The following is an 11,876-nucleotide window of genomic DNA, read 5'->3' on the forward strand; positions in this document are numbered from 1 at the left end:
ATCGGCTCACCTACACTAGAAAGAACCAGTGGCGGATGATTTCGCACAGCTCGTCAAGCGGCAGGCCGACATCGTTAAGATCGTCGAAGAGTACGTCCGCCTCCGCAAAAGCGGAGCCCAGAACTACTCCGGCCTTTGCCCCTTCCACAAAGAGAAGTCCCCGTCTTTCTCCGTAAACGCAGTCCATGGCTACTTCTACTGCTTCGGCTGCCATGAGAAGGGCGATGTCTTCACCTTTGTCATGAAACTGGAGAATGTCGGCTTCCCAGAGGCGTTGCGCATCGTCGCCCAGAAGGCCGGCATCCCGCTGCCCAAACGCGACTTCTCCTCTCCCGACGAAGCCCGCGAAGCAGGCTTGCGGCGGCAACTCCTCGATGTCCACGAGGCCGCGACACAGTACTTCCAGGCAGCCCTGAACTCCCCCATGGCGGCGCGCGCCCGCGAGTATATGAGCGGCCGCGGCATTACGCCTGAGACCGTACAGCGCTTCCGCATCGGCTTCGCTCCGGATGACTTCAATCACATGCGCGACGAGTTGCGGAAACACTTCAGCGAAGAGGTGCTGCGCGCCAGCGGTCTGTTCACCAGCAAAGAACAGGACCAGCAGGGACTGCCAACCGGCAATCTCTATGCGCGCTTCCGCAACCGCGTCACCTTTCCCATCTGCAACGAGCAGGGCAAAGTTATCGCCTTCACGGCGCGTGCTCTGCTTCCCGACGAAAAGACGCCGAAGTATCTCAACTCACCGGAGACCGCTCTCTATACCAAGGGACAGGTCCTCTTTAATCTGGATAAAGCAAAAGCCGCTATCCGGGCACAGGACTACGCCCTGCTGGTGGAAGGCCAGATGGACTGCATCTCCGTCTTCATGGCCGGCATTCAGCCTGTCCTGGCGACCAGCGGCACCGCCTTCACCGAGGCACAGGTGCGCCTGCTCTCGCGCTTCACTAAACGCGTCGTCGTAAACTTCGACCCCGATACGGCCGGAGCCACCGCCGCGGAGAAGTCCATCGCCCTGCTTACCGAAGAGGACTTCGAGGTCAAGGTTGTGACTCTTGAAGGCGGCCTTGACCCCGATCGTTTTGTCCGGGAACAAGGCATCCAGGCCTACGGCGCAGCCCTGCGCGGCGCTCGAAGGCACTCTGATTACCTGATCGAGCGGGCACGTACCCAGTTTCCGCCGCGTACGCCGGAGGCCAAGGTAAAGGCCGTGAACTACCTTATGCCGCACATCCGGCGTGTCCCCTCGGCGATTCAGCGCGACGCCTTTATCACCGACGCTGCTCAAAAGCTTGGCATCGACTCATCCATCCTCAGGCAGGAGATGAAGCAGGCAGCCGCCAATCGGCTTGGCTCCATCCGTCAGAACACGGTGGCTCCTGTCTCTGAGACCGAACGCCTGCTGTTGCGCGCTTTGGTACAGCCCGAAGGCTCCTCTCCTCGCCAGATGGCGAGCCAACAGCTTGCCGCCCACCCGGAGTGGTATGACGGCCTGACCACCGCCGCACTCATGGAACAGCTTGCCAATGCACCCGTTCCCGCCAACCCGCTGGAAGCCGCTCCGGAGCCGCAGCTGGCCGCCGTACTCGCCACTGTTCTGGCAGAGTCGCACGCCGGAGACGATCAGTTGCCAACCCAGCTCAACGGCGCACTCCATACCCTGCATCGCCGCAGCATGGAGAGAAGGCAGCGCGAGATCCGCGTAACCATCGCTGAAGCCGACCGCCGCGGAGATACATCTATGGTCGGGAAGCTGACAGAAGAGCTAATGGTAATTAGCCGTCAGTTACGAGAGTTATAGGCTGGTTACCACGAAGGCCCTTAAGCTCTCTCGAGTGTTGGGCTTAAGACATTACGATTCGTGAAAAGTTGTGCTTTTCGCTATCTAAATTCAGGGGATCGTGCAAACCTGTTAGCAGATATCCCACGAGCTCGATCCCGATTGGCTATCAAACAAAAGATAGGCACCTGGAATCTCAACGATTCGAGTCTCCCGATGCCACATGTTGCACGATAGAAAGCATCATAAGGAAAAAGATCGTAATTTTTTCCGCCCGGCTGCTGAGCTGCACTACTCCCGGCTCTCAAGGACTGTGTCTGTGCGTATCCTTCATTTGATTTCGTCACTGGATCTCCGCGGAGGAGGCCCAGCAGAGGTGGTTCGTCTTCTGGGCAAAACGCAAGCCGCTATGGGGTATAGCGTCGAGGCGGTCAGCGCGGATGACGAAGCTACGGATATCTCCACCTTTGAATTTCCCGTACATCGGCTCGGTCCTGGCATCGGGTACGGTTACTCCAAACGCCTGTCCGAATGGCTGAAGAACAACCGCTCACGATTCGATGCCGTGATCGTGCATGGACTGTGGCAGTATCCGCATCAGGCGGCCTACACCCTGCTGCGCGGTCATGTTCCTTACTTTGTCTTCGTCCACGGCATGCTGGACCCCTGGTTCAACCAGAGCTTCCATTTCAAGCATGTGAAAAAGCTTCTTTACTGGCACACGATCGGGCGCAGCGCTCTCGATGGCGCGGCCTCTGTCATCTTCACGACAGACGAGGAGCTTCTCCGATCCGCATCGGCGTTCTTTCCATATAAGTGGCGGGCGATGGTTGCTGCTCTAGGGATTGAGGGACCGCAACATCCTGTCGATCCATCGGGCCTGTACCAAAGATGGCCTCAGCTGAAGCAGAGAGAGTACCTCCTGTTCTTCGGCAGGCTCCATCCTAAAAAGGGATGCGATCTGCTTCTAAAAGCATTTGCCCGTGTCGAGACCGACAGCGAGCGGATGCTGGTCTTCGCTGGTCCTGCGGACCGTTCCTATGGACAGTACCTTCGCGAGCTGGCAAAGGAGTTGGATATAGAGGACCGCATTCTCTGGACCGGCATGGTGCAAGGCGCAGAGAAATGGGCCATGCTGCAGGAGGCCGACGCCTTTGTACTTCCCTCACACCAGGAGAACTTCGCCATCGCTGCCGTGGAAGCCATGTGCTGCGGCACGCCGGTCCTGTTGAGCGATAAGGTGCAGATTTACCGGAATGTAGTGCAGGAAGGCGCGGGCCTGGCGGAGCCGGACACGCTGGCAGGTACGGTGTGCCTGCTGCAACGCTGGGCTGCTCTGGACAATCATGCCAGGGCAACCATGGGGAAAAACGCCCGGACAGCCTATCGGCAACGGTATACGGCCGTGGCTTCTACTGAGAATCTCATGCACCAGATCGAGACCGAGTTGCGCAGATTACGCCGGCCGGCTCCAGGTCTTCCATTCGGCGGCTCTCAAAGCGCAGCGAGGCATAGCGGACTCTAAGTATGCAAAAGATGCAGCTCCCTAATCCTTACCCTTCGCCGGTACGCTATGGCGCCGCCGTCGGTGTTGCGACCTTGTCCATCGTCCTCAGCTCAGTGCTGCTTCGGATGGGCATCCGGCTGGAGTCCGCATGGATGATTGCCGCTGTCACCCTCGCCGCCTGGTTCGGCGGCTTGGGGCCCGGCCTGTTGTCGACCGCATTCTGTTTTGCCGGGCAGATGTTGCTTCGCTTTCCGGAAGGAAGCTGGAGAGTGGAAGGGACAAGCGAGTGGGTCGGCCTGTGCGCCTTCGTCATCAATGCGCTGCTGATTTCGTTCCTGTTTCGCTCCCACTATCGCGTCCGCGCCTGGCGTAAGGTGTCTCCGGTCGCGGTCACCGGTGGATACTGGTGGCGGTATGACATCGGCGGCGAAAGCGTAGAACTTAGTTCACCCGCTTTTCCCCACGTCACGATCACACGCACCTATACCGACTGGCTGCGGCAGATCGCGCGGCAGGACCGCGAACGCGTCGAAGCTGCGATACACACGGCTCTTTCCAGCGGCCAGATCGACCTGCAGTTCCACATGATCCTGCCGGAAGGCGTTACCCGGTTAGTAGAGATGCGCGGCGTCCGCCCGGAAGGCAAAGAAAATGGCCTTCTCGCGGTTTGCCTGGAGATGGGCGCACCGACCCCCGATCCTCAGGCGTTTCTGCACTAGTGTCCTGAATCTAAAGCGTTGCGAGCGCAAATTCGTCCACACAAGGCCGATGCCACAAGTCGAGGCCGCCAACGTAATGGACGAATTTGCACCGCAACGCCCTAGGCCGGAATCTTGTTCCGCTTGCGCTTATAGTCCAATAGCTCCTCTTTCCAGTTCACCTGAGGCATGCCTGCATGTTTCGCCTGTTGCTGCAGGCGTTCGATCGCCTCTCCAAATGGTGTCTGCGGTTCTGTGCTGTCCTCACCAGAGGACTCCGACGACGGCGCCGGCATCACATGAACCTCATGCGGAGCCGCTGCTGCCGGGTTGTGCTCCTGCTGGATGTGTTGCTGGCGCTCAGCAAACTGTTCCGGAGTCATCATGGAGGTGGGTAGTCCCATGGGATCGTACACAATTCCCTCAGCCATGAGCTTACGGGCAGTCACTGTCAGATTGTCGCGACGGGTTGTGGCGGTACGAAGAGCGCGTTCGCGCTCGGGTTCAGACTCGAACTGCGCGTGATGCCGAAGATGCTCGATTTTACGGTCATACAAGTCAATCTCACGAAGCAGATCCTTCAGAAAATACTTGTCATGAACAACATGACGCATGGATGTCATCTCTCCAAAGCCGATATGGCTACAGACGTTGTCGTGCTTTGGTTGGGGCGAAAGACGTGCGGAGCGCAGATGCCCTGGAAGGATGAGGGACCCTTCCGGAATAGGGGCCATCGGCTCTCGACCGCCCATGAACCTGATGAAGAGATAGATGCAGAAAGACCGGCCGACAGTTGTGTCAGCTAAAACACGAAGGGGACAGCGCGAACGCTGTCCCCTTCGGCACTCTATCCGTGAGTGAACTTAGACTGCCGTAACGTTCTCAGCCTGGAAGCCCTTCGGGCCCTTCACGACGTTGAACTGAACGCGCTGTCCCTCGGCGAGCGAGCGGAAGCCGTTGGCATTGATGGCGGTGTGGTGCACGAAAACATCCTCACCGTTGTCGCGGCTCAGAAAGCCGAATCCCTTGGCGTCGTTAAACCACTTCACTGTTCCCTGTTCCATTGTTGTTCCTCTTTACCTGTGATGTACCGCTGAATTCTGATGTTTGGAATTCTGCGTGTTCATCTTTGGGGGAACATGCAGGGATTACAAGATCGGATTCTACGATGTTGCCCAATGATACCAGATTTCCTCAGTGATGTTTTCCCCAGGGGCACGTCTTTAGAGCATTTTCCCTGTTGCTGGGTAGCCCGGCAGGGTGTGCAGCGGCGTTTTCATTGTGGAAAACGCCCATAGATACGGAAGCCCTACTCTACACCTACAGGGAAAATGCTCTAACGAGCCGCCTTCCGTGCCGCGATCCAGCGGTCGGTTCTGGCATCCAGAACATCCAGGGGGAGCGCCCCTCCGTCCAGCATCTCGTCGTGGAAAGTCCGGATGTCGAACTTCGGCCCCAATTCTTTCTTCGCCCGCTCCCGTAATTCCACAAATTTCAACTGTCCCAGCTTGTAAGAGAGCGCCTGGGCCGGCCACGCGATATAGCGGTCCGTCTCCGACTGGATCGTAGGCTCATCCACAGCATGTGAATTTCTCATAAATTCGACCACCTGGTCCCGCGACCAGCCGAGGTCATGGATTCCCGTATCGACCACCAGGCGCACCGCGCGGAAGAGCTCTGAAGAAAGTCGGCCATAGTCCGAGACCGGATCCTGGTAGAAACCGACCTCTTTGCCCAGTTGCTCGGCATAGAGCGCCCAGCCCTCAACGTATGCGGAGTTGCCTCCGTGTAGCCGGAAGCTCGGCAGACCGGTTAGCTGCTGCTGGATCGAAAGCTGCATGTGATGCCCGGGAATCCCCTCGTGGTACGCGACGGCCTCGTCCTTGATGGTGTCGCGACGCTGGAAGTCGGAGACAGCAACCGACACGCGGCCCGGCCGCTTTCCATCAGGGGTACCGGTCTGGTAATGAGTCGCCATGGCCGCCTGGAAGGCAGGGATCGCCTCGACGGTGACCGGTGACTTGGGCAGCAGGGTAAAGAGCTGCGGGAGCTTGGGCTCCATCTGCGCAATCGCCTTGCGGAAGTTGTCGAGGATCTGCTCATCCGAGGTGGGAATGTACTTTGGATTCCCCACCAGAGACGCCCGGAAGCTGGCCAGGTCCGGATATCCGGCACGCTTGGCGACTGCGGTCATCTCGGTCTCAATCCGCTTGATCTCATCCAGACCGATCTGGTGGATCTTTGCCGGCGGCAGATTCGTCGTGGTGCGGCTATAGATCGCTGCCTGGTAGCGGTGCTTGCCGTCCGGCAATGAGGTAATCGAAAGCTGCGTCCGGCCATGCGACGCATACTCGTCCCGCACATAGGCAGCAAACTGCCGGTACGCCGGAAACACCTCTTTTTCGACCATTTCGCTGATCTGATCGGTCAGGCGCTTTTTGTCCGCGTCAGAGAAGCTCGCAGGAAACTTCTGGGTCGGGCGCAGGAATGGGTTGGCACGGATCACTCCATCGCACTGTCCTGGAACCTTCTCCAGAAGAAATCGCACCGGCATCAGGTGATCGTTCTCGCCGGCCTTCATCGCTTCGATCGTCTGCTGGAAGACGCGCGGAACCTGGTGCAGCCGCGCGATGTAGTCCTCATAATGCTTCACCGAATCCAGAGGAACGGCATTCGGAAGATCGGCGAGACTAGTGTGCGGCCCGCCCATCTGGTCGACGGGCATCTCATAGTCCTTCAGCTCATAGTTCTCGAGAGCCAGCTTCAGGCTGCGGACAGCGAGCTGGTGCGAGAGCAGATCCTGCTCCGGAAATCCCGCGGTCGAAATCGCATCCAGCTTTGCAAGGTACGCCTTGCGGTGCTCGTTCTGGCGGGCCATCGTCGCCAGGGAGACATCGTCGAGCTGGTCGTTATAGCGATAGTCACCGTAAGCCGTCGCACGCTGGGGCGACTGCCGCAAACTCTCCTGGAACTCGTCTTCGAAGAGCTTGTTCTGAGCGGCAATCCGCTCTGTGACAGGCACAACCTGGGCGAAGGCGGCCGCAGACACAGCAATGCCGCTGGAGAGAACTACCGCACGGAGAAAACGCATGCAGCGACAATACCAGAGATCGTCCGGGACTCCTCGTCCCTTCTCGTCTACTCTTCTTCGTCGTTGAGGACTTCGTCTTCGATCTGCATGTCATGGAACTCTTCGGAGTCAAAAACTTCTCCGCACTGGAGACATTCAACGAACTCCGCATCTTCATCGCGGGAGACGACGCGGACCTGAGGGTGCTTGCAGTCAAGGTTCATGGGATGAATCGATCCGGAAGACACGGCATACCGTGGGTCCCCGGATGACTCGGATTTTTACCCGCAATGGCCATTATGTCAACGCCATTCACCAACTTTGATAATAATTATCGTCTAATAGGTGTTGCTTTCACCCTGCGGGTGGACTAGACTTGTCCTATATCGTGAGACCTCCGGGTCTGTGCGATTCCCAGGCGAAACGGCATGCTCAGGCTGACAAAAAAAGCGGACTACGGGCTGATGGCTCTGAAGTATCTGGCCGAGCAGGTGGACAACGGCGCCCAGAGCGCCAAGGACATTGCCGAGGCCTACCACATCCCCGCGCAGTTGCTTGCGAAGATCCTGCAGACGCTCGCCAAGGGCGGCCTGCTGGTCTCAACCGCAGGGACCCGCGGTGGTTACGCGCTGGCGCGGCCGGCAAACCAGATCAGCGCCTTCGAGGTTATCCGCACGATCGATGGGCCGCTGTTTATTACCAGTTGCATTACGATTCACGGCGCCTGCGACCTGACGAGTACCTGCACCATCAAAGAACCACTACGCAAGGTGAATGACAGCATCAAAGAATTGCTGAGCGGCATTACGATCGCGGACCTGGCTGAATCGCCAGAGACCGGAACCGCGCTGGGCAGTGGCCTGGTAACGATCGCGCTGTAGGCGAAATAGAAGTCCGATTCACGGACGGAAAAGATTGTAAGGAGAAGATCAAGAGTTATGAGCACTGTTGCCGCTACCGTTGCCGCGCCGAAGGGTGTGAAGCTCCCCATCTACATGGACAATCACGCCACCACGCCGCTGGATCCGCGCGTGTTGGAGGCGATGATGCCCTACTTCACCACCGTCTTCGGAAACGCCGCCAGCCGCAATCACAGCTTCGGCTGGGAGGCAGAGCAGGCTGTAGAGAACGCCCGTGAGCAGGTCGCGAAGCTGATCGGCGCTACCGCCAAGGAGATCATCTTCACTTCGGGCGCGACTGAATCCAACAACCTCGCCATCAAGGGCATTGCCGAGATGTATCGCGAGCGCGGCAACCACATCATCACCCAGGTTACCGAGCACAAGGCCACTCTCGACACCTGTAAGAAGCTCGAGAAGCAGGGTTACCGCGTCACCTACCTGCCGGTGAAGGCTGACGGCCTCATCGACCTTGAAGACCTGAAGCGCGCCATCGACGACAAGACCATCCTTGTTTCGATCATGTACGCCAACAACGAGATCGGCGTCGTTCAGCCTATCGAAGAGATTGGCAAGCTCTGCCATGAGAAGGGCGTGCTCTTCCATAGTGACGGCGTGCAGGCCGTGGGCAAGATCCCGGTCAACGTCATCAAGGACAACATCGACGTCCTATCGCTCTCCGGCCACAAGATCTACGGACCCAAGGGCGTAGGCGCACTGTACGTTCGCCGCCGCAACCCGCGTGTGCAGATTTCGGAACAGATCAATGGCGGCGGTCATGAGCGCGGTATGCGTTCGGGCACACTGAACGTTCCCGGCATCGTCGGTCTGGGTAAGGCCTGCGAACTCGCCGGCCAGGAGATGGAAGAAGAGTCCAAGCGCCTCTCTTCCCTGCGCGATCACCTCCGCCAGAAGTTCGAGTCCACGCTCGACTACATTCACGTCAACGGCAATATGGAGCACCACCTGCCTGGCAACCTGAACATGAGCTTCGTGTACGTGGAAGGTGAGAGCCTGCTGATGGGTATCAACGACATCGCTGTGTCCTCCGGTTCGGCCTGCACCTCGGCTACCCTGGAACCCAGCTATGTGCTCAAGGCTCTCGGCCTGGGCGACGACGTTGCGCACAGCTCCATCCGCTTCGGCCTCGGCCGCTTCAACACGATCGAAGAAGTAGACTACGTTGCCGACAAGCTGATCGACGTAGTGCAGAAGTTGCGCGAACTCAGCCCGCTTTACGAGATGGTGAAGGAAGGCATCGACCTCAGCAAGATCGAGTGGGCGGCTCACTAAACAGAGAATTTGGACGAACCTTCGTCCGTGAAAGCTAATCTAAGACTCAAGGAACCCGTGAGGGAGGAAACGAAATATGGCATATAGCGATAAGGTCGTAGACCACTACAACAACCCCCGCAACGTCGGCACCCTGGATAAGGCATCCGAGGATGTTGGCACGGGCCTGGTCGGCGCACCGGAGTGCGGCGACGTGATGCGCCTGCAGATCAAGGTCAACCCCGAGACACAGGTCATCGAAGACGCCAAGTTCAAGACCTTCGGCTGTGGCTCGGCCATCGCTTCTTCCTCGCTCGCTACCGAGTGGGTGAAGGGCAAGACCATCGACGAGGCTCTCTCCATCTCGAACACCGACATCGTGAAGGAACTCGCGCTTCCTCCGGTCAAGATCCACTGCTCGGTTCTGGCGGAAGACGCCATCCGCGCCGCGATCGGCGACTGGAAGAAGAAGAACAGCGTTGAGACCGCGGCTGCTGTTCCGGCCGCCGCCGCTCACTAATCTCCTTCGGCATTCATAACCAAAGGCGCAGACTTCGGTCTGCGCCTTTGTGTTTCTACACTCTGTCATCCTAAGCCGAACGGGGTCCCCGGCCAGCTTGCTGGCTGGGGTGAGGAGGCGAAGAACCCGCTTTTCTGCCCCCGATGCACTGGGTGCCCCCTCCATCGCATCGCGATGGGTGGGATATCGCGCTTCGCGCGATCATGCCGTAGTCTTCGGCCCAATATCCCACAGCATCTTCGCCTGACCCGCAATCAGATCCGGCATCTCCTCCGGGAAAAAGAGATTCGCATCCGGCACGCGCTTCACGCCGCGAGCCCCGGGCAGCGTGGTATTCAGCCAATCGGCCCACTCCACCGGAAAGAACGCATCCTTCAGTCCCCAGACCATACGCGCATGTCCGTTCCATGAGTGCAGCTGCTCTCGCACTGGAACCAGGATGTTCTCTCCAAGCGCAATGGTATAGGCATGAAACTGTTCCCGCCGCTCCGCTGTGGAAGCAATGGCGCTGAGATAGTACTCGATCGTCTCGTCCGTCAGCTTTTCCGGATAGCTGAAGGCTTGTCCCATTCCCTTCTGCGAACGCGCCAGATCTTTGTTCTGCAACTGCGACACAATGAAACGATCTACCAGCGTCCCTCTCTTCGCCAACTCGATGAAGGGTGCGAACTGCGGCGGTGGATTGTTCGTGTCTACATCACAGTTGGTCATCAGCAGCGAACGTACGCGATGCGGATACAGGGCAATGAAGATCTGCGCTGTAATGCCACCGCTGTCGTTAGCGACCAGATCGACACTCTCGACCTTCAGGTGATCGAGCAACGCCGCCAGCATCTCCGCCTGTGTCTGCGGAGTGATCGCCTGTCCTGCATGGGGTTCAGAGTAGCCGAGCCCCATCAGATCGGGCGCGATACAGCGGCGTACGCCGTGCAGCCGTTCAAGCGCACCGCGCCATTGATAGCCGTTGAGCGGATAGCCATGAATAAAAAGTGCCGCAGGACCCCGGCCATGTTCGACATATGCGATGCGGCCAAAGCTCAGTTCTGCAAACCTGCGGGAGCGGGTGTACCAGTTCACATCGAGCCGCTGGTTCTCAGCGATCGCCATGATCGGCGAACATGCGCCGGCTGCAACAAAAGCGGAGGAGCGAAGAAGGTCTCTGCGAGTCATAGATCGCAGTATCGCCAGCCTAGACAAACCTTTCGCGCACATTCAGACATTCTTGAGCACGTTCGGCGGACTATCAGAAAGCAGCCCTAATCCGCCGCCGTCAGCTCCGTCATCCTGCGCCGTAACTCCATCGGCGCTGCCCCTTCGGCGCGTCGAAGATGACGAGCCATGTGACTCTGATGCGCAAACCCAGCGGCCTGGGCGATCTCGGCCATCGTCAAGCCACCATGCCGCATCAGCCGTTTGGCGTGGTCCACACGCCGCTGGACGACATACTGATGCACCGGCGTTCCCGTTGCCTCGCGAAAGACAGACTTCAGGTGTGACTGGCTCATGCCCGCTGTCTCCGCCAACTGGCCAAGTGAGAGATCTTCGGCGATGTTCTCTTCAATGAAGCTGAGAAGCTGTTTTAATCTGTGCCCACTCAGCGACTGCCTGGCGCGGGTTTCACGCACCGTCAGCGAGCTGTGCCGCGTCACCAGGCGCGATGCAACTGCCAGAGACAGTCCATCCATGTAGAGCGTTCCGGAAGGAAAGCCGTTCTCAATCTCGCGCTTGATCGCCCAGGCCAAGGTTTCCAGTTCCGTGTCACGCGCCTGATAGCGGTTGAGCAGCTCCAGTTTGTCCGGATTCAGACCGCTGCTCTCAGCCACAGAACGAAGAAGCTTTCCCGGCATGCTGAGCAAGAGCGCCATGTCGTTTTCATCGTGCATCTGCCAGATTGCCGGCACGTGCGCCGGAATGATGTCGATGTCACCGTGCACGGCCGTTCCCGAGAACCATCGCCCCTCGCGGCGGCAGGCGACTCGGGCCGCCGGTCCTACGTGGATGGCAATCAGGGCATTTTCCAGGCCCGGCATCTCCAGCGTTCCCGGAGGATCGCGCCGAAGCTGGAAGACGACGCCCTGTTTCGAGGCTCCCTGGGACAGAATCAGCGGTTTTGGCTCTTCCTGCGGCATG

Annotated in this window: 12 protein-coding genes; 6 read left to right on the plus strand and 6 right to left on the minus strand. The window is 58.6% G+C overall.

All coding sequences use genetic code 11. From position 1 onward, the window contains the following. The first annotated feature begins 28 nt into the window (after positions 1-28). The 3 genes from dnaG (at position 29) to FTW19_RS00015 (ending at position 4,006) form a co-directional block, all read left to right on the plus strand. Positions 29-1,801 (plus strand): DNA primase, encoded by a 1,773-nt coding sequence (gene dnaG, locus FTW19_RS00005; RefSeq protein ID WP_147645669.1) that lies wholly within the window; start codon positions 29-31, stop codon positions 1,799-1,801. 202 nt (positions 1,802-2,003) lie between these two features. Further along, on the plus strand, positions 2,004-3,305 hold the full coding sequence (locus tag FTW19_RS00010; protein ID WP_147645670.1) for a glycosyltransferase: 1,302 nt from the start codon (positions 2,004-2,006) through the stop codon (positions 3,303-3,305). 2 nt (positions 3,306-3,307) lie between these two features. Further along, the gene (locus tag FTW19_RS00015; RefSeq protein WP_147645671.1) at positions 3,308-4,006 is read left to right on the plus strand and encodes a DUF4118 domain-containing protein; all 699 of its coding nucleotides are present in this window, start codon (positions 3,308-3,310) and stop codon (positions 4,004-4,006) included. A 101-nt stretch (positions 4,007-4,107) separates the two neighbouring features. On the opposite strand, the gene FTW19_RS00020 is transcribed toward FTW19_RS00015, so the two are convergent. The 4 genes from FTW19_RS00020 to FTW19_RS25640 all read right to left on the minus strand — a co-directional run bounded on the left by FTW19_RS00020 (position 4,108) and on the right by FTW19_RS25640 (position 7,279). After that, positions 4,108-4,599: a hypothetical protein gene (locus FTW19_RS00020; protein ID WP_147645672.1), complete on the minus strand. Its 492-nt coding sequence runs from the start codon at positions 4,597-4,599 to the stop codon at positions 4,108-4,110. A gap of 249 nt (positions 4,600-4,848) precedes the next feature. Continuing rightward, entirely contained in the window at positions 4,849-5,049 is a 201-nt protein-coding gene (locus tag FTW19_RS00025; protein WP_147645673.1) for a cold-shock protein, read from the minus strand. 272 nt (positions 5,050-5,321) lie between these two features. Continuing rightward, entirely contained in the window at positions 5,322-7,076 is a 1,755-nt protein-coding gene (locus FTW19_RS00030; protein ID WP_147645674.1) for a DUF885 domain-containing protein, read from the minus strand. Between the two features lie 47 nt (positions 7,077-7,123). Further along, the gene (locus FTW19_RS25640) at positions 7,124-7,279 is read right to left on the minus strand and encodes a hypothetical protein (protein WP_187143174.1); all 156 of its coding nucleotides are present in this window, start codon (positions 7,277-7,279) and stop codon (positions 7,124-7,126) included. A gap of 204 nt (positions 7,280-7,483) precedes the next feature. Here FTW19_RS25640 and FTW19_RS00035 point away from each other — a divergent pair, with 204 nt between their 5' ends. The 3 genes from FTW19_RS00035 (at position 7,484) to iscU (ending at position 9,746) form a co-directional block, all read left to right on the plus strand. Continuing rightward, complete coding sequence (locus tag FTW19_RS00035; RefSeq protein WP_147645675.1) at positions 7,484-7,936, plus strand: RrF2 family transcriptional regulator; 453 nt, start codon at positions 7,484-7,486, stop codon at positions 7,934-7,936. 57 nt (positions 7,937-7,993) lie between these two features. Continuing rightward, positions 7,994-9,247, plus strand: coding sequence for an IscS subfamily cysteine desulfurase (locus tag FTW19_RS00040; protein ID WP_147645676.1), 1,254 nt, complete (start codon positions 7,994-7,996; stop codon positions 9,245-9,247). A gap of 76 nt (positions 9,248-9,323) precedes the next feature. Next, complete coding sequence (gene iscU / locus FTW19_RS00045; protein WP_147645677.1) at positions 9,324-9,746, plus strand: Fe-S cluster assembly scaffold IscU; 423 nt, start codon at positions 9,324-9,326, stop codon at positions 9,744-9,746. 201 nt (positions 9,747-9,947) lie between these two features. Here iscU and FTW19_RS00050 read toward each other — a convergent pair whose 3' ends face one another. Together FTW19_RS00050 and FTW19_RS00055 are read right to left on the minus strand one after the other, a co-directional pair. After that, a complete protein-coding gene (locus FTW19_RS00050; RefSeq protein ID WP_147645678.1) occupies positions 9,948-10,916 on the minus strand; it encodes an alpha/beta fold hydrolase in 969 nt (322 codons plus the stop codon). 86 nt (positions 10,917-11,002) lie between these two features. After that, positions 11,003-11,875: a helix-turn-helix domain-containing protein gene (locus tag FTW19_RS00055; RefSeq protein ID WP_147645679.1), complete on the minus strand. Its 873-nt coding sequence runs from the start codon at positions 11,873-11,875 to the stop codon at positions 11,003-11,005. Between the last annotated feature and the right edge of the window lies 1 nt (position 11,876).

Source organism: Terriglobus albidus, from assembly GCF_008000815.1.
GTDB classification, from domain to species: Bacteria; Acidobacteriota; Terriglobia; order Terriglobales; family Acidobacteriaceae; genus Terriglobus; species Terriglobus albidus_A.